The 20,517-nt window shown below is 51.6% G+C and carries 20 protein-coding genes; 1 reads left to right on the top strand and 19 read right to left on the bottom strand.

Annotation, left to right across the window (positions count from 1 at the left end; translation table 11 throughout):
• Positions 1-26: 26 nt before the first annotated feature.
• From secDF to ACQ4MZ_RS26425, 5 genes are all read right to left on the bottom strand, one after another.
• Positions 27-3,017, bottom strand: a complete 2,991-nt coding sequence (secDF, locus tag ACQ4MZ_RS26445) for a protein translocase subunit SecDF (protein WP_430850230.1) — start codon at positions 3,015-3,017, stop codon at positions 27-29.
• A gap of 123 nt (positions 3,018-3,140) precedes the next feature.
• On the bottom strand, positions 3,141-3,533 hold the full coding sequence (locus ACQ4MZ_RS26440; RefSeq protein WP_430850228.1) for a hypothetical protein: 393 nt from the start codon (positions 3,531-3,533) through the stop codon (positions 3,141-3,143).
• A gap of 209 nt (positions 3,534-3,742) precedes the next feature.
• Positions 3,743-4,642, bottom strand: a complete 900-nt coding sequence (locus tag ACQ4MZ_RS26435; RefSeq protein ID WP_430850226.1) for a type VI secretion system baseplate subunit TssG — start codon at positions 4,640-4,642, stop codon at positions 3,743-3,745.
• A 26-nt stretch (positions 4,643-4,668) separates the two neighbouring features.
• Positions 4,669-6,492, bottom strand: coding sequence for a type VI secretion system baseplate subunit TssF (locus ACQ4MZ_RS26430; RefSeq protein WP_430850224.1), 1,824 nt, complete (start codon positions 6,490-6,492; stop codon positions 4,669-4,671).
• Between the two features lies 1 nt (position 6,493).
• A complete protein-coding gene (locus tag ACQ4MZ_RS26425; protein WP_430850222.1) occupies positions 6,494-6,922 on the bottom strand; it encodes a GPW/gp25 family protein in 429 nt (142 codons plus the stop codon).
• A gap of 78 nt (positions 6,923-7,000) precedes the next feature.
• On the opposite strand from ACQ4MZ_RS26425, the gene ACQ4MZ_RS26420 reads away from it, so the two are divergent.
• Positions 7,001-7,768 carry a TssN family type VI secretion system protein gene (locus ACQ4MZ_RS26420; protein WP_430850220.1) on the top strand — a complete coding sequence of 256 codons (768 nt, stop codon included), beginning with the start codon at positions 7,001-7,003 and terminating at the stop codon, positions 7,766-7,768.
• A 138-nt stretch (positions 7,769-7,906) separates the two neighbouring features.
• On the opposite strand, the gene tssD (ACQ4MZ_RS26415) is transcribed toward ACQ4MZ_RS26420, so the two are convergent.
• The 14 genes from tssD (ACQ4MZ_RS26415) to ACQ4MZ_RS26350 form a co-directional block, all read right to left on the bottom strand.
• On the bottom strand, positions 7,907-8,323 hold the full coding sequence (gene tssD, locus ACQ4MZ_RS26415; RefSeq protein WP_106595708.1) for a type VI secretion system tube protein TssD: 417 nt from the start codon (positions 8,321-8,323) through the stop codon (positions 7,907-7,909).
• A gap of 46 nt (positions 8,324-8,369) precedes the next feature.
• On the bottom strand, positions 8,370-10,208 hold the full coding sequence (locus ACQ4MZ_RS26410) for a type VI secretion system Vgr family protein (RefSeq protein WP_430850217.1): 1,839 nt from the start codon (positions 10,206-10,208) through the stop codon (positions 8,370-8,372).
• Positions 10,209-10,709, bottom strand: a complete 501-nt coding sequence (gene tssD / locus ACQ4MZ_RS26405) for a type VI secretion system tube protein TssD (protein ID WP_430850215.1) — start codon at positions 10,707-10,709, stop codon at positions 10,209-10,211. It abuts the gene before it with no gap.
• Between the two features lie 2 nt (positions 10,710-10,711).
• A complete protein-coding gene (gene tssD / locus ACQ4MZ_RS26400) occupies positions 10,712-11,119 on the bottom strand; it encodes a type VI secretion system tube protein TssD (RefSeq protein ID WP_430850213.1) in 408 nt (135 codons plus the stop codon).
• Positions 11,120-11,203: 84 nt separating this feature from the next.
• Positions 11,204-12,571, bottom strand: coding sequence for a DUF5458 family protein (locus tag ACQ4MZ_RS26395; protein ID WP_430850211.1), 1,368 nt, complete (start codon positions 12,569-12,571; stop codon positions 11,204-11,206).
• Positions 12,572-12,741: 170 nt separating this feature from the next.
• Positions 12,742-13,191, bottom strand: a complete 450-nt coding sequence (locus tag ACQ4MZ_RS26390) for a hypothetical protein (RefSeq protein WP_430850209.1) — start codon at positions 13,189-13,191, stop codon at positions 12,742-12,744.
• A 32-nt stretch (positions 13,192-13,223) separates the two neighbouring features.
• Complete coding sequence (locus tag ACQ4MZ_RS26385) at positions 13,224-13,523, bottom strand: PAAR domain-containing protein (RefSeq protein ID WP_430850207.1); 300 nt, start codon at positions 13,521-13,523, stop codon at positions 13,224-13,226.
• 80 nt (positions 13,524-13,603) lie between these two features.
• Positions 13,604-14,614 carry a hypothetical protein gene (locus tag ACQ4MZ_RS26380; RefSeq protein WP_430850205.1) on the bottom strand — a complete coding sequence of 337 codons (1,011 nt, stop codon included), beginning with the start codon at positions 14,612-14,614 and terminating at the stop codon, positions 13,604-13,606.
• Positions 14,615-14,630: 16 nt separating this feature from the next.
• Positions 14,631-15,950, bottom strand: a complete 1,320-nt coding sequence (locus ACQ4MZ_RS26375) for an OmpA family protein (RefSeq protein ID WP_430850203.1) — start codon at positions 15,948-15,950, stop codon at positions 14,631-14,633.
• Positions 15,947-17,068 carry a hypothetical protein gene (locus tag ACQ4MZ_RS26370; protein ID WP_430850201.1) on the bottom strand — a complete coding sequence of 374 codons (1,122 nt, stop codon included), beginning with the start codon at positions 17,066-17,068 and terminating at the stop codon, positions 15,947-15,949. The genes ACQ4MZ_RS26375 and ACQ4MZ_RS26370 overlap by 4 nt, the downstream gene beginning before the upstream one ends.
• A 4-nt stretch (positions 17,069-17,072) precedes the next feature.
• Positions 17,073-17,903 carry a fibronectin type III domain-containing protein gene (locus ACQ4MZ_RS26365; RefSeq protein WP_430850199.1) on the bottom strand — a complete coding sequence of 277 codons (831 nt, stop codon included), beginning with the start codon at positions 17,901-17,903 and terminating at the stop codon, positions 17,073-17,075.
• Positions 17,904-17,941: 38 nt separating this feature from the next.
• Positions 17,942-19,027: a hypothetical protein gene (locus tag ACQ4MZ_RS26360; RefSeq protein WP_430850197.1), complete on the bottom strand. Its 1,086-nt coding sequence runs from the start codon at positions 19,025-19,027 to the stop codon at positions 17,942-17,944.
• Positions 19,028-19,132: 105 nt separating this feature from the next.
• Complete coding sequence (locus tag ACQ4MZ_RS26355; protein WP_430850195.1) at positions 19,133-19,972, bottom strand: hypothetical protein; 840 nt, start codon at positions 19,970-19,972, stop codon at positions 19,133-19,135.
• Between the two features lie 43 nt (positions 19,973-20,015).
• On the bottom strand, positions 20,016-20,483 hold the full coding sequence (locus ACQ4MZ_RS26350) for a hypothetical protein (RefSeq protein ID WP_430850193.1): 468 nt from the start codon (positions 20,481-20,483) through the stop codon (positions 20,016-20,018).
• Positions 20,484-20,517: the final 34 nt, after the last annotated feature.

The raw sequence follows: 20,517 nt of genomic DNA, 5'->3' as shown, positions 1-20,517 counted from the left end.
AACTTACCCTCTTTTATTCTTTTATTTTAAGCCTTTGCTTTTTTGGTTGCCGCCGCCGTAGCGTCCGCTGCTACTGCCGGCGCAGGCTCATTCTTCTTTGAACGCTGCAGCAGGTCAACCACGATAGGTGCCGCTACGAAGAGTGAAGAATATGTACCCACGATTACCCCCAGCAACATACAGAAGGTAAATCCGCGGATAACCGCTCCACCAAAGATCATCAGAACGATCAATACGAGGATTACCGAGATACCGGTTACAGCCGTACGGCTCAAAGTACTGTTCAACGCGTTGTTGATAACGGTCGACAGATTTTGTCCGCGTGACTTTTCGTCGGCGAGGTAATCGCGGATGCGGTCATAAATTACGACGGTGTCGTTCATCGAGTAACCGATCATCGTCAGGATCGCACCAATGAATGCCTGGTCGATGTCCAGTGACCAGGGCAACCAGCCGTTGAACAACGAGAAGATCGCGAGGATAATCACCACGTCGTGTGCAAGAGACATTACCGCACCGTATGAGAATGCCACGCGTTTGAAACGGATCAGGATATACACGAAGTTAGCCGCCAATGCAAGCAATACCGCATAAACCGCGCTCCACAGCGTGTCTTTTGCCATGGTAGGACCTACTTTGTTCGAGCTAACGATCTTTGCAGGGTTGTTAGCGATTTTCTTGGTCGCTTCCAGGATCTTCGCTTCCGCTTTCTGGTCAGCTTCCGGAGTGGTATCATCGATGAGGTAAGGAGTCGTGACTTTCACCTGGTCCTGGCCTCCGAAAGTTTTCACTTCGGTAGTTGAGCCGAGTACTTCGTCCATGTTGGTACGAAGTGCATCCGCATCCACATTGTTTTCAAAACGAACCACATATGAACGACCGCCTTTGAAATCGATACCCAAACCGAAACCTTTGAAGATAAATGAACCTACACCAATCGCGATGATGATCCCCGAAATGATGTAGAAACGGCGACGTTGTGAAACGAAATCGAAGTGGTTGTCCTGGAACCAGTTTTTGGTCAGGGCAGTAGAGAATGCGAAAGTTTTGCCGTTTTTAAGTTTTTGTTCCAGCAACAGGCGGGTAATGAAGATCGCACTGAAAAGGGAAGTCAAAAGACCCAGAACAAGGGTTGTTGCAAAACCGAGTACCAGACCTGTACCGAATGTGTAAAGGATGATACCGGTCAAAAGCGTCGTCACGTTGGAGTCGATGATGGCTGTCAATGAATGCTTGAAACCGTCACGGATCGATTGTGCAAATGCTTTTCCGCTCGCCAGTTCTGTTTTGATACTTTCGTAGATGAGTACGTTGGCATCTACCGCCATACCGATCGAAAGCACAATACCCGCAATACCCGAGAGTGTCAGTACCGCGCCGAGAGAAGCCATTACACCCAACAGGAAGAACAAGTTGATCAATAGCGCGATATCAGCAATCCAGCCAGCCTGGTTGTAATAGGCCACCATGAACACGAGTACGATCAAAAGACCTACAGCCGAAGACCACAAACCGTCGTTGATAGCCTCCGCACCGAGTGAAGAACCTACAACCGCTTCTTCCACGATGTGCGTTGGAGCAGGCAGTTTACCTGCTTTCAATACGTTCGCCATATCCTTGGTTTCTTCCACAGTGAAGCTACCGGTGATGGACGAGTTACCGTTTGGAATTTCGCCTTGTACGGTCGGAGCGGTGTAAACCAGGCCGTCGATGATGATCGCTACCGGGCGGCCTATGCTGCGGGCAGTCAATGAGCGCCATTTGCGGGCACCTTCACCATTCATTTGCATGGTTACTTCCGGACGGCCACGGTCGTCGTAATCGTGGTTTGCGTTCACGATCACGTCACCTTCCATGGCTGCTTCTCCATTGGTTTTCTTAATGAAATACAAAGGCAAAATCAGTTGGTTGCCGCCTGCTTCGGTTCCCTTGCGGTCCCACATGAACACGAGGTCAGAAGGAAAAAGCGAGCGTACTTCGGGACGGCGCAGGATTTCGCTGGCGCGCGCAGTGTCTTTCAGGTATACACCAAGGCCTTGCGGCATTGGCACGAACAGGCTGGTCAGCGCAGCGCTTTGGGCCGCTAATGCAGCTGAGTCGGTAGCAGTAGAGTCCGCTTTTTTCTCTAACTGGGCAGCCAGGCCGCCCTCAGTTGATTTTTTAGTAGTATCGGTAGAAGCAGTTGCAGGTGCGGCACCTCCCGGTGCGGCAGTTTTCTTAGCCGCTTTTTCAATTTCAGCTTGCTGGGTCAGGTAACGGCCCAGGCCTTCGAGGCCAGCGCCTAATTCTTGAGTCAGGTATACTTCTGCAAATTCCAGTTTCGCAGCGCCGGAAAGCAGGCGGCGAACACGCTCAGGGTTATCTACACCCGGAAGCTCCACCAAAACGCGGTTCTGGCCTGGCAGACGCTGAATGTTCGGGTTCGTTACCCCGAATTTGTCGATACGTGCCTGGGTGATCTGGAATGCACGGTCGATAGAACCGTCGATCTCCGTGTTCAGCATTTTGATTACGTCCGAATCAGATGAGTTGCTGTTGATCTTGCCGCGGTTGGCGCTGGTAGCGAATACCGAAGCGAGGCTGGTGTTTGGAGCAGCTTCTTTGTATGCGCTTACGAAACGGTTGATAAATGTGCTGTTGTTGGCCGATTTATCCTCACTTGCTTTTTTCAATGCATTCTGGAAAGCCGCACTCCGGGCGTTACCGCCAGCCATCCCTTTCAGGATGTCGGCAGGGGCTACTTCCAATACTACGTGCATACCACCTTGCAAGTCAAGGCCAAGGTTCAGTTCGCGCTCGGTAACCTCCTGCAAAGTATGGCCGAGGTATACCTCTTCACGCCACAGGGAGTCGATGTAATGTTGTTTTTTGGTCAAATCAACCTCTCCTTTCGCATCGGTCGCATAGGCGATCGCCTTGCTTTTGAAATTGCGCGACACAAAAGTGAAGGACAGGTTATAGACGCTAATAAGGGCGATGACGATCGTCAACGCGATTATCCCGTTCTTGTTGGTCATTTTGAAATGAAAAATTTAATTAAAATCCTTGAAATACAACTGGAAACCGCCCGGCCGGAACGTAAATGGCGCAGGCTTTCTGGGAAAATGCGGACATGTGGGCCATGCGGGCCCGCTCACACATTACGGAGCGTTGGTGACGATAAAACGGCCGAAAACCCGCTGGAAATGTGAAACCAGGTACACTGGTTCATTGAATGCAGTCCGGACGACCAGTTTTTGGGCAACGAAATGCCAGACAGGTTGAGGTAAAAAATAAAGATATTGATAAAAATCGAAGGAAATGGCGGGCGTAATGACCGCATTCAGGCTAAGTGCACTTATTTCAGGCTGTTCCGGCTGGCTGGGCGGAGTGTCGGCTCTCTTAGCCAGATCTTTGGCGATCGCCTCCGTCCTGGTCCCGTGAAAAGCGCCCCGATCCGTATGATCCGACCACGACCGCGCTCCTGCCACCGTCAATAACATGACGGCAAGCATTAAGCTGATGGCCTGGTTAATCACTCGTACAGTCTTCACTTTCAGATTCGGGATTTCAATGAAACCGCAAATTTGATTCGAAAAAATCAGAATCGCAAGATAAATTTCCCGTAGGTCGATATTACTATTCTGTTAATAACTTGTGTTTTGTGTGTTTTTGGGGTGAAAATAGACGTTTTGAGTAAACAATCTTGTAAGCGAATGATAGTCAACAAAATAAAAGTGGAGAATCTAATGCGGGCATGATGCTAGCTTTCAGCGAGGGTAGCGTAGCCCAGCGGGACCGAAAACCCGTCGTCGGAAGCGAGGGTGAAGGCAGAAACTTCAGCAGATAGTTTGAGCGATACGACGAAATCGTATTCCACCGGGATAAACCATCCCAGCAGCCAGGTTACGAGCGTGTCGAAGTTTTGGTTGTGAAGATATTTGTCGAGCCCCGCCGGGTCCGGAATTTCTATATCGACATTGATTTGAGGCAAATAAGTATCCAGCTCACCCCCTAGCGAAGTGTCCGCGCCGAGCAACGCGTCACCCATGCTTGCATTGGATTCGTAATGGTATTTTAGACCAAAAATGGTCTGTATCTCCACCGGCACCCGCAATGCGACGGACATGATTTCCGCGGCCTTATCAAGGTTACCCCGATTTTCGGAAACAAGCGGCAGGAATGGCAGCAGCTGCACGAAAATGCTTTCATCCAACGAAGACGGCGCCTGCCAGAATGCTTTCAACTCTTCCAATAACCCGGAGCCAGGGACTAGTTCCCAGGCGCATTGTTCCAGGCGCGCCAAGCTCACGCGGTTGAGAAAAAACTCGTGTTCCAAAGGCAGGAAAAACAACCGGGATTGCTGCTCCTTCTCCCGTTGGAGCCGAATTTCATCGACTTTCTTTTTCGTCGAATTCAAATTGGCCGACGATGGCAGATGGAAAAGCTGCTCGGGCAAATGGTCGTAAATGCCGCTCCGGTTGGACTCGATTACCCGACCTTTAAAATTACCTATTTCCAGCTCACGCGTGTTTTCAATATCTCGATGGCTGCGCCGTTTGAAATCCCCCAGCGGGCGGAAAAGGATTTGCCTGGCGGGAATATCGTTTTCAAGCCATGAACTGGCAATGAATTCGGCTTTAAGGTCGGGGTGGGGTTCCATTTTTAGTCAGGAGTTGTCATGGGTGGTCAGGAGTTGCTGGGTAGTGTGACTACCTGAATGGGGTACATGCCTGTGGAAAGTCGGCTTATTTTGAGTTGCAATAATTCACATTCGCGTGCCCAATCGTCGCCTTCGCGAGCTGGTGAGGTGGGCGTTAGGCCAATCTGCAAACAGCGTACAAAACCCTGACCGGGCATTTTACCCGGTATAAAGTGCGGCTTTATCTGCACTTTGCGTAGCCGGTCGCCCAGTTCGGCGGTACAGAATGCACGCATATCCTCCAACGTCACGAGTCTGTTCCGGGTGACGATGTTCTTTCGGAGCTGATTTACATAATCTCCTTCATCGGGTTTGGATTTCCCACCGGACGAGCGGGTAAGCATAGTAATGTCCGCGCCGCTCACGCCTGAGGTCGCGTACGATTGCAGCCGCGTGCCTGCGGGAATGCCATTCGCCTGCTCGGCCAGGGTGCTCCAATAAGAAATAAAAATTACGTCGGGATTTTTATCTCCGCGAATCACCAGAAATGGCTGAGCGGTAGTTTCACTGGCTTTTTTGATACCCAGTTTCTGCTCGATCCGCGCCATATTCTGCGCAATTTCGCGAAGGATAGAAGCCAGAAAGTCCTCGCCGATGGCATTGAAAGCCGTCACTTCGTCGCGAAGCAGTTCCAGGAGCTGGTATAAGATCGCCCGTGCGTCACGTTTGTCGAAACGGCCGATTCCTTGCCTGCGAAGTGTGTATACGCGGGCTGCGCCAGCGGGCGGAGTGCCATTGGAAGCCGCTTCTTCGTCGGTATAGAGGCTTTTTTCGGATGCCGTGTAAGCCTGATTTTTTTGATTAACCACACTTTGAACACCCATAAAGGCATCGCTGCTGGGTAATGCAATGCCATTCAGTCCGGTTTGCAGGCGGTAGGTGATTTTGTTGAGCTGTTTGTTCTGCACGGGAAATGCATTCAGCGAAACATTCATTTGTTCAAACCCTGCCGCCGGAAATATAGCTGGCCAAGTGATTTGGACCCATGTCAAAGGCTTTTTCAGCGATTGCAGCGCCCGGGTATCGAACATACTTCCAAATGCATCGGGATAGGGTTCAGCTTTTAGTTTGCCCTTCTCCCAGGAATCGTCGCTGTTTATGCGGACGAAGCTGTTGTGATAGATCAGAATGGAGTTGTCTACGGCATTGTCCTGTAAGCCATGCAGGACGGGAAGCGCTTTATTGTTCCATTGCCAGTTCGTTGCTTGCAGGAATTCGCGATACTGATATTCTCCGGAGTCGCCAGCCCAATCGAAATAGAACCGGAAACCCTCCCAGGAAGAAATACCCGGCTCAACTTCCAGGCCGAGCCAAATGCTTTGCTCACCGCCCGTTTGGGGTAATGTTTTGGCTGTCAGTATTTTTGTTCCCTTTTCTATGGCGAACAGCCCTAGAGGCGTAGCGTATTGTGCGATGGTTGCATTCACGAGGGGGTAGCGGTCGACCGGAGCGAAATGGACTTCGGTACTTTCGCCCTTCCGCGCATTGGTGCGCTTGCCGGTGAGTTGGTTCTCCGGCTCGATCCAGCCCGCAGGCTCTTGCGGGCGCGCCTGTACGATAGCCGTGGCGGGTTGGGGTGCATTGTGGGTATCAGGGGACAGGATTTCGGCCAGGCGGGTCATCAGCCGTAGTTCGGTATGCTCGATTTCCTGTCCTACCTTTTCAAATTCTACCGAACATGCCTCTACCAGCAGCCGCACGAGCGGGTCGAAATGATCGGTCTGATTGTCGTCGATGCCCCAGAGCTCGGCGCAGCGTCTGATCAGCCGGCGGGAAATGTTTTCTTTGGTGTAGCTCAGCGTTTCGGGCATATCATTCTATAGATAACGGTGATATGAAAATGCGTTCGAAGAATATGAATGGCTCGTTAGTGCGCCGGATCATAGCTTTAATTTCAATGCTTACGCGTTTGCGGATATAATTGTTGGTTTTGCTCAAAACCTCAAATTCTTCCATTTCAACCCTGATCTTGACATTGGCAAGCCTTGGTTCGTAAGTCCCCACTGCTTCTTCGAGTGATTCGCGGATGAGGTCTTTCCATTTGATCTGGGACAAAACTGAAAAATCATGTTCCCACAGTGCGCACCCATAGCGGCTGTCGAACCGGTTTTCATCGAAATGGGTTACCATCAACAGGTATAAATGCTGATGGATGGCCTCTCTGTCAGGGCATTTCGGGTGTGGCAGGCCAGCTACGATGCGGTCGAGCGCGAGAGGCAAAGAATAGTTTTGATCTTCCATCCGGCGTTTAATAAATTGTGGTTGTATTAATGAAAGTCTGGCTTATTTTTGTTTGTCCACCAACTTCCGACGTCCCCGATGAACCTTCCGTTTGTTAAAACTGTCACGCAGCGTCTCCAACTATTGTATGCAGTCGTTCTGATAGCCGTGCTGACATTGGTAGGTGCGCTGGGTTTCTGGGTGACCGATTACCACGACGCCTACCCGATGGCGATGGCATGTTTTCTGGTTTTCGGCATTCTGCATGTTTACCTGCTTTCACAATGGTTTGACATCCTTTTCGAGAACCGTTCCGCCAGAGCGATCGGTTTTACACTGCTGATCACGCTGCTGACGGCATTAGTGGTTATTTTCCTTTACCATAAGCTGGCAGGCGAGCTTTCAAAAGGCCTGGGTATGGCCACGGCGCTGGTCGGTTTTCTGTTTCCAGTATTTGTCGCGCGGGTCTATCAGAATTACCTTGAAATACCCCTCAAAGAATACAAAAAATGGTATTATCCCGTAGGCCAGCCGTTGCCTGATATGGACCTGCTCGATCTTTCCCGCGTGCTGGTGATCCAGTTTGAGTTTACCAAAAAGGCCGACGAAGCCGCATTCACGAACTTCCGGGCCAAAGCACCGCATTCAATGCTCTTTGGCGAGCTGTTCTTCATCTTCCTGAACGACTACAACGACCGCAACCCCGGCAGCCCGGTGGAATACCTCGCGCCCGACGAAGCGCCTTACGGATGGCTCTTTTATAAAAAACAGCCCTGGTACAAGCGCCGCGTTTATATGGATCCGGACCTGACGTTCCAGGCCAATCACATTGTCGATAATGAGACGATCGTGGCGGTGAGGGCTTAAAGGATTGTCATATTGAACGGAGTGGCCGCCGCTGCGGTCGAAACATTCTATAAGATAACTTCGTGGATGTAGCATTGTCAAGGAGCGGAGTCGAAGCATCTTGCACGATGCCTTCGACTCCGCTCAGGCTGACATCTGTTACCAGCGGTTGGTGTGCGGGGTGCCAAATAGTTTGATTTCGCGCGCCGACAGCGTAATGCTCGTAGTCATGGGCATGGAGCCGGTTTCTACAAAGCTTTCGGCATATTGCACGCAGTACACGTCGGTGAGTTCGAGCTCCTTTTGAGTTTGTTCTTCGTCCACATTCTTGAAAGTAATTTTTGCGGATGACTTTTTTCCGTCCGGGTCCACCATCCACTCCCAAAGGCTCTTGCTATCGTCGGCGCTGGAAGAGTCAACTTGTATAAAGACATTTCCGCCGTACACTTTGGAAGAAACACGTCCTTTATCGTCGGTGGATTGCGACAGGGAGTAGCTGCATGAGATTACGGCGATGCCGTCGCCCGACGGGCCGCCATCCCAGGTGAAATAAGCGTCAAAACTTGAAGCTGGCATAGTTGTAAGTGTTTAAAGTGATTGAATTGATTATGGATATATTGACTTAATTGAGCGTAATAAGCGAGCCCTGAACGACCGTGGTGCCACTACTTTTGAGTTCGGCCAGGGCGTCCCCTTCGAGCGTAAGCTGCGGTCCTTTCATTTTCGCACTGGCGGTACCTTCGGTATTTAATTCGGTGCCCGCTTTGATATTGGTGTCGGTACCGCTTTCGATTTTGATATTCTGATCGGCCTTCATGGCGATTTCGCCTGCATGTAGGTCAAATTTTCCGCCAGCACTGACCGTAATGTCCTCGGTCGCCTCAATGGTAATTTCCTTGGTCTTGACTTCTAATAGCCCGTTTTCAACGTGCAGACTGATCTTGCCGTCGTCTTTGAAAGCGAATTCCAGGAAGGTGTCGGTCTTCTCCCGGTTGCTGATCTGGATTTTGGCGTCGCCATCCTCGTCGATGAAAATGACCATATTGCCCGAACGGGTCGCTATGACCTTGATATCGTTGTTGTCCGACGTGTAGCTGATATCTTCTTCCGGTTTGGGATAAAGGCAGGTCATGACAAACGGGTTTTCGGCCAGGTTTCCTTCATACCCTACCATTACCATGGCACCCACCTCGGGCACAAAGTTGACTCCCCGGCCCGTGGCGTTATGCGTGGTCCCTACCCGCATCCAGATCGACTCCTGATCCTGCTGGCGGCTCTGGCTCCAAAAAAACTTCACACGCACGCGCCCGAGGCTTTCGTTATCGTCATTGGCAATCACTTCGGCCTGTTCGGTCTCGCCCAGTGGATTGCGCACATATGGATTGTTCGGCGGATGCTGCGCCGATTCCGGCACTGCATTGAACGTATTCTGATAGCTTCCCGCCGTATTGACTTCGTGACGGATATGTACCACACGATATTTCCCGAAATTCTCCTCATAGGCTTCACCACGCTCGTTCAGTCGCTGGCCTTTTACTGCCAGCACGGTACCCACGCTCATGGTAGGCGTTTCGCCCGAACCCCGGAAATCAACCATGGACGTAACCCTCGCTGAGCGTTCCATCTTGGTGAGTTCATCGATCTCGCCCTGGCCACCCACGATCTCTGGCGATGGCAGGAGGGAAGTTTGGGCAAAAAGGCTGTCAGATTGTTCCAAAGCGAACTCGCTGAGCGACGTCAGCCCATCCACATTCTGCTGCGACGATTGCCCGGTGAATACCTCGGGAATGGTGTAGTTATAACCTTCGTAGCTGAATGCAGCCGGTTGCAGCTGCAATGCCACATCGAAGTTTTGCAAACCATCCACCAGAAAATCAACCTCTTCCTGACTGTTGTTGCCGAGCACGAGCTCGCGGCCATTATAATAGAACCATTCGCAGCACCGGTCGGCTACCCGGCAGAGGAATTTGTAATTGCTTTCATTGTATTGGGTAAATGGGACTTGTCTGCCTCCGTTTTCAGGGTTAAGCTGTTTCCGGAGCAGATTTTGCGGGTAGGGTTGAAGGACCGTATTGAAAATGTCCTGAACTGTCCCGCGCAGGAAGGAGCGCCGCTGTACCGAGTCTTCGAGCACAATGGTTGGGCTATATCCTTTCAATACAAATGCGCTGCTCATATCGCTCAGACTGCGAAGGCGGATCTCGGTTACAATGCCTTGGAATACAAAGTCGAAGGAATCGGAGCCGAGGCGCGGGCTGAACGAGAAAGTGATTTTCTTGCCCATGACCGCGCGGTGCGAACGGTTGAAAAAATGCTCTCCTTCATCTTCCAGCTGATCGAATGGGACCAGCAGCTCAAACCGGTGATGCGCAAACAAATCCTGCTCGATCACCAGTCCGAGGTGCCGGGTAATCTCTACGCCGCCTTCGATTTCAATGCTCGTGTTAACCTGTCGTGCCATTTAACTGCTTATTTCAACCTGACCGATTTTAACTTTCTGCGGTAAGATTACCAGCTCGTAAACCAATGCGACACTGCTGTCGCATAGGAAATAGTCCTTGCCCCGGTGCTGCGGCAGATAGCCTCTGGTATCCGGCACGTGCGCCAGCTTGTTCCCGCGGATCGTCGACTGCTTTGCCCGGAAGGATTCCCGGAAACCGACGCAATAGGCTTCTTCAAACTCCATTTTGCGCAGGACCTGCGAGTCGTTGTCGTATTTGAACTCCACCTGCCCGCTGAGCTGGCGGTCGTTTTTGAATGCCCAGTCGTAGAGCAATGCAAAATCGTCGTTCTTCGTGGGCGAGATGGTCATTCGTATCAGCCGCACCTTGGGCGAGTCTGTCGGGCTCCCGCGCTCGTCGGCATTGCGGTTGCATCCGTAGGCGATCTTTTTGACCGTAAATTCCTTCCCGTCCAGGGTAAGGTGCGCTTCTACTCCGATACTGGCATCCTGCTCGGCCATGGCTAAAAGTTTTCGAGTTTCGCTTCGTTGATTTCCACGCTGCCGGCCGTTACGGTAATGCAGGTGATAAAATTCTGCAACCGGTTGGAAAGCGCCTTGTCGAGGTCGTCGGTACCGTCGTCAAACATTTCTACAAATTCAATGCAAACCGCCTCCTTGAAACTCAGGGTTTTGAAAGAGCCGGTCTCGCCGAACTGCTCCACCGTAAGATCGTATTTCTGCGAAGGCTTGTTGGCCCATTCGACCAGAAAATCGTCGAGGACCATTTCCAGCTCCATATACAAATGCGCCCACTGGATCGGCGAGGTAATGGACATCGCGTCGTCCACCGTCTGATGCAGTTCAAATTGCATGAACATGACGCTGTACTCGTGATCGCCGTCGATTTTTACGTTTGCGCTGAATGGCATAGTTTATGAGTAGATGAGTTTAAAGTTTATGAGTTCGTGAGTTAGAGTGATTGACTCATAAACTCTTAACTCATGAACTCACGGTCATTGCTGCGCATACTCCGCCGCCCAGGCGGCAGCGTCCAGATCATCTCCCTTCTGTCCCGTCAGGGCTATCATGAAGTTTTTCGCGGGGAAATAGGGTACCATGTGGATGTCGAGGTAAACCTTGTCTTTCTGGTCCTTATCCTGCTCGAAACGCATCACGCTGAACTTCTCGATCAGCTTGCCGGGGCCGGTAACGCTGTCGAGGAACTTGATGATCTGCTTTTTCAGATCGTTTTTGGTGTTGTAATCGAAGTTTTCGAATGCGCGGCGGTTCAGGAAGTCGATCAGCACTTTGGTAATGTAGTCGAAAACGCGTACCACCGAATAGGTCTGCAAACCAACATTATCGCCATTGAACAGCGTTTTGGCCGAGAATGCCATTACCTTGCTGTATTCATTCACCATTGGGATCAGCCCCATTTTTTCCAGATCGGCGATTTCCGATTTTTTCAGCGGGAACCGCACGCCGTCCACTTCGTTGAGCGTACCGTGCTTTTTACCCGCAGCCACCTGCGACATCAGTGTTTTATACACATTACCGGCCAATGCCGTCGATGGCGGAATGTACAGATCATCCTCTTCGCCCAGGTCGTCGTGTCTGGCACGGCCCACCAGCCAGTTGCAAGTCATCATCACATTCGACAAATGTGCCGCGCCGCCGGTCAGGTTAGCCGATTCGAAAAGTTCCATCACGTCCTCCGGCGCATCCAGGTGCATGAAGTCGGTTAACAACATAACCTTGTTCTTATGCGCCATTTTCGCCCATTTGTCTACTACTTTACCCGAACCCAGGTAGCCCGGCACGTTCAGGATTGAGTAGTTTTCGCGCAGATCCAGGCGGTCGTATTTCGAAGCGAGTTCCTCGCCTACGGCATCGATGAATGTGGTAACGTCCAGATCCTGTAACTGATCGGCGGCCGCATTCAAGAATGTGACGTTTTTGACCTTATCCTGCTCCGTATTTTTGAAAAACATCGCCACCGAGCGGTAGGATTGTTCCAGCGGGCGGATCTGCTCCACGGCCTTGCCCAGGTTTTCTTTCAATAATTCAAATGCGGCGTCTGCCTGTTTCTGACCCGCTTCGATCATGTCCGGCACGCTTTCCGCGCTGCTCAGCAGCTCCGACCATAATTCCAGGCGCTTTTTCAATTGCTGGCGCTCTTTCTTCTTGTCGGCTTCGGTGAGAAATATCTTTTTCCGGGCCTTTTTCTCCGGGTTAATATTAGCAGCGCCTTCGATAATCGTTTCTACGAGGTCGAAGCTGCCATATTTGGCGAGCTGCGGAAGGCCGGTTTCCAGCGGAATTGCCACGCGTTCGCGAAGCGCCGGCGTGGCTTCCTGGGATGTTTTTGTATCGTCTGCCATGTGAATTTTGAATGACTGAATGATTGAATGACTGAATGAATTGTGATTGAATTGTGATTGAATGGGCGCTTTCGATTCTTGAATTACCAGTGCACTCCAACCGGAGGTATTCGGTCATTCAATCATCGCTCCGGCGACTCGGTCGATCATTCAATCATTAACTTCTATCGCTACCCTGCTTCCTCCAACTCGTTAATCAGCGTCTGGAACACGCCGAGCAATGCGGCTTTGGCTTCGGGTTTTTCCAATGCGGCTTTCAGGATTTTGTTCACTTTGAGGTGCCTTACTACCTGCTGGTAGGCTTCGCTGCGTGCGTCGAGGTCTTGCAGGAATGCGCTTTGGGCTATAATTCCTTTTTTACCAAAATCCCCGAGATTTCTGAACCGCAGGTTCTCGTTGATAAAACTGCCGTCGGAAGTGATGAACTCTACTTCCGCTTCGGGCTGGTAATGCGCGAAAACTTCGTCAATGGTTTTGAGATCGTAAACCATTTCCGGCCGGGGCGACGGGTCGCTCGTCAGCTGCGTGGCGAAAAGCGTGCGGTTTTGAGGAATATCAGCAATCCCTTCACTGGACTGGTCGATCTTGCGTTCGTTACCGCCTATTCCGTAGTTGAACATAGTTGTATAGGATTAAGTAAATACTGTTGTTACTAACCGATCAAAACTGTGGGACAGCCCGCTACGATACTTCCGCCGTGGGCCGTGGTGTCGCCGAGGCGTGCCGCGGGTTTTCCCCCGATAAGCACCGACGTGGAGCCCATAACTATGGAGTCGGGCGGGCCTGTACATACGCACATGTCGCCGACACAAGCGGCCGGCTGCCCGCCTATAAGCACAGTGGGGGTACCCGGGGGCAGCACGGGTCCGCCTACATGGGGCACCGGAGGTGTTCCGGGGGTAACCATCGGGCATATGTGCATATCGCCAATTCTTGCTGCGGGTTGGGACATGGTTTTAAGGCTTTCGGCTGTCGGCCATCGGCTTTCGGCCGCGGGCTGTCAGTCTGGTGAATGTTATAAGTTTGAATGCGTTACTGCGAAAGCTGCTTCGCACGTTTGAAGTCGAACAGCGAAGTGAGCGATACGCCGAGCCCGACCGCTGCTGCGCCTACGGAGACATAAATGCCGGGCTTGGCGTAGCTGGTGAGCCCTTCCGGGTTGTCTATCAGCTTCTTGTATTCTTTGTAATCCTTGTTGAGCATGCTGTAAGTCACCGCACCGAACGCGAGCGCTGCCACGCCGGCTCCGAGTTTGATCGCACCCCATTTGCGGGCATTGGCTGCTGCTTCGGCGTTGGGTTTATTGAGTTCTTTAAAAACCCGTTCGCCTTCCTTTGCGTCCTCAGGCTTCGCAACCGGTGGCCGGTCCGACGCCCGGCTTACGACCGGCTCTTTTTTACGTTGTAACGAGTCATACATAGCCGACGGTTTGGGGCTTACCGGCACCGATTTGGCGCTTTCGGCAGAATTGAATGCGACGCGTGTCAGGAACACGATCCAGTCGTTGCCTGATTTGTCGGCCCGGAGCTCGGCTACCCGTGCAATGGGTGCGTACGGCGTATTGTCCTTGTTGCTTTTGCCTTTGAATTGCTGGGTGTAGAACACCTTTACAAACGGGTATTTATCGACTTTGACGTCAGACACCACCAGGTTGGTAAATTCAATGGTATTGGTTTCTGATTTGACATAAAACAGGTCAAAATTACTCAGGTACTTCTCGATGGGCGTGTCGAGGCCGGGTGCGCTGCCTTTATGTTTCGGATCCACATCGTCCTCCACAATCACGCCGTCGTTGATAAATATCTGGTCATTGCTCGGCATGTAACTGTTCATCATCAGGTAGCGGCGCTCGTAATTGCTGAGGTCTTCGTTGGCAATCGCATTGAGCAGATCGTTGAGACCTTTGACTTTCTCGCGCGCCAGTACGCGTATCTCGTCCGCATCCCTGCGTGTGAGCGCCTGTGCGCTTGCGTGCAAAGCGGCGCCCATTATGCCCAGTAATAGCAAGGCAGCCCGCCATTTGAAACTGGTAAAGTTTTTCATTCCCGTTTTCATATTTTTAGTTGCTTTTTGGGTCTAAATCAATGATCTGCACCTCTACGCGCCGGTTCATGCGCCGGTTCTCCTCGCTGTCGTTGGGGCGGGCCGGGAACTTGCTGCCGACGCCCATCGCCGCGATCACCCCTTCGGGAACGCCTTTGCCGATGAGGTACCGGGAGATTACCCGCACACGGTATTCCGAGAGCGTGACGTTCAGGCCGGGGTTGCCTACATTGTCGGTATGGCCGGTAATGCGCAAGCCTTTATTCTTGTTTTCAAGGATGTACAGTGCTACCGAATCGAGGTAGGTACGCGATTGCAGCGGCAGCTTGTAGTCGCTTCTTGGAAAGTAGAGCGTTTTGTCAGAAGCGGTAATGCCCCTGGCGGGCGGCGTTTCGACATGGGCTACTGCCGGTGCCGGGCGCTCCGTTGCCCGCTCTGCCACACGCAAAGTCTTCAAAGTAATGCCCTCCTTCACCGAGGCCATGGCCGTAACCAGTTCCGGCTGGCTGGATGCAGGTGCAATGCCGAATTTATAGCTTCGGCCTGGTACGAGGTCGGCGAAATAATGGCTGTCGTTTACGCGGTTCAGGGAAATGTCAGGCTGGCCGTCGCTCCATAACCTGCACAACATTCCCTGCTGGGCTTGCAGGATATTGACGGACAGGATGGACCGCTGGCGGTTCAGTTTGATAATGTACGTCCGGGGCTCCTGGTCGGTTTTGTCGAGGATCAGGTTTCCGTTGTAAGACTGGTAACCAACGGATTTAACTTCAATAGCTACAATATCTTTCTCTGTAAACACGATTTCAGCCCTTGGGCGATCAGTTGTCAGAGAGAAGCAATCCTTTTTTTGTTTTTGGGTATAATAAAGGCAGATCTCCGCAGGTAGCCGTTGGTCGGACAATGCATCGCGCACTTCGATCCGCCTCACAATGGAAACGGCTTTCAGCGAATCCTTCAATTCAAAATGCTTTTGCTCCGACTGGGCATACGGTTCGTCGCTGGTTTGTTTGCCCAGGGGCATCATGGCTAATGTGATGAAAAACGTGCCTTCGGTTTTGCCGTCGATATTCACCGGGATATGCTGTGTCTGGAATTGCGGGCATTCGATGGTGAGCTCAACGATGTGGCAAGGCATTTCCACATTGAATACGCCCAGACTGTCGGACTTGCCGAGTCGCTGTTTGCCTTGCTCAGTTTTGGCGGAGAGACTGGCAACAAGCGGCGTCGCACCCGAAATATCGGTGATCTTGCCCGCCAGGTAACCACATTGCGCATGCAGCGGGGCGGTCGCGGCCTGAAACAAAAGCAGGATGATGTATAGCCTGGTTTTCATTGTCCCTCGTTGGTTTCGATCCCTATATTTCCCAATAAAACTTCCCAGTTCACCGTATCCTTTCCATCGATGGTTTTCTGATACGATTCAAGTTTGACACGGATATTCTTGCGGGTAATATCCCCGTAGGCGACCTTTCCGTTGGCTGAATAACCTTCAAAAACCTGCTGTCCGGCGATCGTGCCATAGTAGTTGCCGTCAGCCTCCTGTTTCAGCTCACTCACATATTTGACCTCATTCCAGGTAATATTGATTTTGGCATACGGCAGGAGTTTCAGGCGGTTGAGGTATTCTTTAACCGGATATTTCTTCACCCCTTTTGTCGAACTCACGGCCACGGTAGCCTGCGGTTCGAACAAGCTTAGTGCTTGCTGTACCGCCTTGTTCTTATCTTCCGATTTCATGCTTTTATCGCCAATAATGCGCAGGTAGGAGGTGAATTCATCCACCCGGCGAATGCCTTTTGCACTGTATTCTTTGTATTCGGCATCGGTCAGTACCGGTTTTAGCTGTTCTTTTGGTGCGGACGGGACGTCTTTCTTGGCAACAGGCTGGTTTTGGGCAGGATCCGGTTCCTTCCTGACGATTTCTCTTTCCTTTTTTTCAATCTCCTTATGTGCCAATGCAAGTAGTGGTGCCACATCGACTACATCGCGCAGGATTTCGTGCCGGCCGTCGCGGTAAATCACCGTTGCCACTTCCTCTTTGTTAATCGACGCCGCATTGCCTTCCATCGTGAGGTAGTTGATCACGTCGTCGCTTTCATAGGAAATGTTGCCGGTAATCACGGTCAGCGGGACGCTTTTGATGATAATGTCCTGGCTCACGTTTCGGGGAGGAGCCTTGTAAAATGCTTCAATTTGCGTCTGGGCTTTGTTTGGGCTTTCGTTCAGCTCGGAAATCACCATAAATTGCCCGGCCGACCCGAATATGACGAGAAAGCGTTTCCGGTGATAGACCCGCGGGATGCCGTCCGAGGCGACCCATTCGAGTTTGCTGTCCATGGCACGGCTCAGTTTGGCTTGTACGGGGTTCCCGTTATCGAGCCAGATCCGGTCCTGGGCAAATACCTGCATTGCGAGCAGCGTCATCAAAAGGGTAAAGAGTTTCTTCATCATTCCATTAGTTTTCGTAAGTGATGAGGCTCATCGTGATGTCGTTGGCCGTCACGTCCTCGATCCGCCATTTCCCGAACCGGCCTTCTCCGGTTTTAAATGCGATCACGGTATTGTCCGTTTGGTCGCTGAATACATAGGTAATGCTCATGCTACCGTAGTTTGCGACCCGCACGAGATCCAGGTACGTGAGTTTGTCGTAATCGGCAAGGTTCAGATTCGCGAATTGCAACTTGTTCGCGGAATTAATTTCAAGCACAGTTCCTCTGCCTGTGATGGCAAAGAAATCAATCGTAACATCGGTTTTCGGGTCGTTTGCATTAGTTATTACAGTCCCGGTGTCCAGGTCGTACCAAAGCGCTTTGGTTCTGGCAACCTTCACGGAGTTGCGTATCACTACGGCGGGTGGTATGAGGGTCGTTTTGATGTCCAGTGTTTCTCCGTAGGCCATTCCGCCACCCTCATTACGGGCGTAAAGCGCAATGTAATAGCGGGTGTCGGACATAAGCCCTGTTATTTTCTGATTCTGAATCAAAACCGGGGTTTGCCCGGGTGTTTCACCAAGTTTGATCACCTTGTCCTTCTGAACATCTAGTGCGGATGCGGTGCCGTATACCAAACCATATTCCTTAATGACGCCGCTCTTTTTCTCCTGCCGGTCGTTCTTGCTGCCAGGATTGTTGATTGTTCCGCTGACAGTGATCTCGGTGCGTTTGATATCCACCACTTCCAGCTTTGACAATACAGGTGGAAGCGGATCGACCGGTGCAAAGAGGTTGCACGACTGAAATAGCGCAGTCGATATGAAAGCCACCCATGTGAACAGCCCGTTTTTCATGAATTTAAATAATTTACCTTACGTTTACGTGTATACGCTTACGGTTTGTCGTAGGTTAAAATAGTCACTTCCATATCGCCACCACTTGCGGAGCCAGGCCGGCGGTCTTCGCCGTGGGCATCGACACGCAGCTTGCCGTACCTGCCCTGATTGGTCATAAATGCGATCACCGTGCCGTTTTGCAACTGGTTTGCCATTACATCCGTGTAGCTGCCGTTGATGAAGCCGGTACTAAGGTTGGCCCGGGTCAGGTCGCTGTATTTTACCTGGTCGAAATTCACAGCACCTAAAACCGCAAACTTCGCTCCGTTCCTGGGGTAGATGCCCGGCTTGTCGTTATAGGGGTACCAGTCTAAATCTTCGGAGCCTACTTGCGACACCAACGCCCCCTGATCCAGGTCATAAGGGTTGGAATAGTACATGGTGAACGATTTCTTAGGTGTAAAAACAGTAGGTTCGCCGAGTGAGAAGCCGGTCGTTGCATCACTGTAAATGATGCCACCCAGGGTAATCGCATACGCGCGGGCATAATAGGTGGTTCCCGCGGTTAATCCGCCTACATTGACTGTAAAGCTACCCTTGGCCGCCTTGCCGTTTGCTGTCGCCCGGCTGTCTTTGGTGGTAGGCTCATTGTTGGTCGACGAATAGCAGACCCCGAAGGACGAGATTTCGGCATTGCCCAGGGACAATATATTGACGACGACGTCAGCCGACACCTTGGAAGTGGTGGTTATCTTACCCAATGAGAGCTCTGCAAAAACATAATCGTCCGTTTTGAAAGTCGCCACAGGCCCGTATCCTATGCCGCCGCCCTGGTTTCGGGCGTAGGTGCGCACGTAATAGGTGGTAAGCACGGAGAGCCGGTTGATTTCCCGTACAAATTCAAACGGGGTGGGAGGATTGTCTTCTCCTACCTTGATCACTGTTCCGGCTTCAAGCGTAGGCTGGTTTTGAGTACCCCAAACAAAGCCATATTCAAGGATTTTGCCGCTTTTCTTTTCCTGACGATCGTTTTTAGGATCGAGATTATCGATTTTTCCTCTCACGGTTGCGCCCGATGTCCACACCTGCTCAACACTCACCTCCGATGCCGCGGGCGCCAGCGGATCCACCGGTGCGAACATATTGCATGCCGCGTTGAGGAGAGCAATTATTGTAAAGATTAATAAGCTGGTTAACTTTTGCATGGCTTTAATCGCTGTGTTCAGCGGATTGGTTCATTCATATTTTCAGGAAGCTGCGGGGGCTGCCGGACGCCAGTCGTTATCCCAATATTCGATCAGCTGCGGGCTTGCAACCCTTCCGCGGAAGGAAACAGTGGTGTCGTAATGCGTTTGCGGGATCAGGTGGTTACGCAGGCGCGTGATCCACGGCTGTGCGTGACGCGGCGTGAGCAATCCGCCCATGCCCATCTGGTTTTCGCGTTCGGATAATGTCACGCCATAGTTGGCATCACTGTTACCAACACCCTTGACGTGGTTCAATCCCAATGTATGGCCGAATTCGTGATTGACGGTAGTTTGTAAAAACGACACATTATGGTTTTCCGAGCCAATGCGGGTAAGACGGTCATTCCAATGAGGTTCCAAGTCATTATGAGTGAACACGCCGGTTCGGTTAAACTCTTCCACGTAGGATCTGAAGGTGTTTTCGCGCGGGTGAATGATCCGGTATGTCTGGTGCGCCTGAGAGGAGCTATCCACGAGCTGAATGGATAACCCGCATTGAATGGTGGCCGAATTGCGCGGAGATGTAGTGCGGGGGACGTGCCAGTCCTTGTTGGGATCGAGGATGAATTTATCGCTCCAATGCCTTTGCACCACTGTTACAAACCGGTCCTTGTAGCTTTCCCATTCGTGGTCGTCCCAACGGTCGAGGTGGAAATGCCCGTACGTGTCGTGCAGCCTGCCATTACCGGTGGCATAGGTTTCGCCCATAAAAAAGCGGGTGGTCGGTTCGATGCGCACCAGGCGCACTTTGAATTGAAGGATCATCCCGAACGTCGTATCGTCGATCGGAATAAGGCACGAATCCCACCGCTTCGCGTTTCTGAATAGATGAATGTGCATAATGTTTCAGGTTTTCGGATAGATAACTTTTCGGTGCGAAGGGTCAGGTAGTTGGCCGCGCCTGCGGGCGGTAGAACCACATTTGCCCTGAGACGGTCACGCTTCCTCCGCTCATCGCGCCGGTACGGAGGTACAGGCGGTTCTGCTGTACATTTTTGCTGCCGTTGACATTGCATTCATACACTTCCACGGCGCCGGAAGTGTCGACCGACATAACAATCGCCGTGTGGTGCGGACGGGATTCTGTCCGCCAGGCGCCATCCGAACTATCGAACCGGAATGTGTAATTCCGAAACTGGATAATATCGCCCGCTTCGAGATTGGCCGCTGTAATAGCGGTTCCCCAGATATAATTGTCATCCGGACCAATGTGGCCCATGATTTCCGTGGAAGTTCTGGCGCCGGCACTTTGCAAGGCGCGTTCGCCCAACGTCCAGCATTCTCCGTTCCCAACCTGGCTGGCCAGGTTGGTTTGCGCGAATTGCGCCACTGCATTTCCGAGTACACTCATTGTTCGATTCAGGAAGGTGTGGATAGTTTATCAA

This window comes from Dyadobacter sp. BHUBP1 (assembly GCF_050587785.1).
Taxonomy (GTDB): Bacteria; Bacteroidota; Bacteroidia; order Cytophagales; family Spirosomataceae; genus Dyadobacter.
The sequence above is the reverse complement of the archived record's forward strand: the minus strand, read 5'-3'. Positions and strand labels throughout refer to the sequence as shown.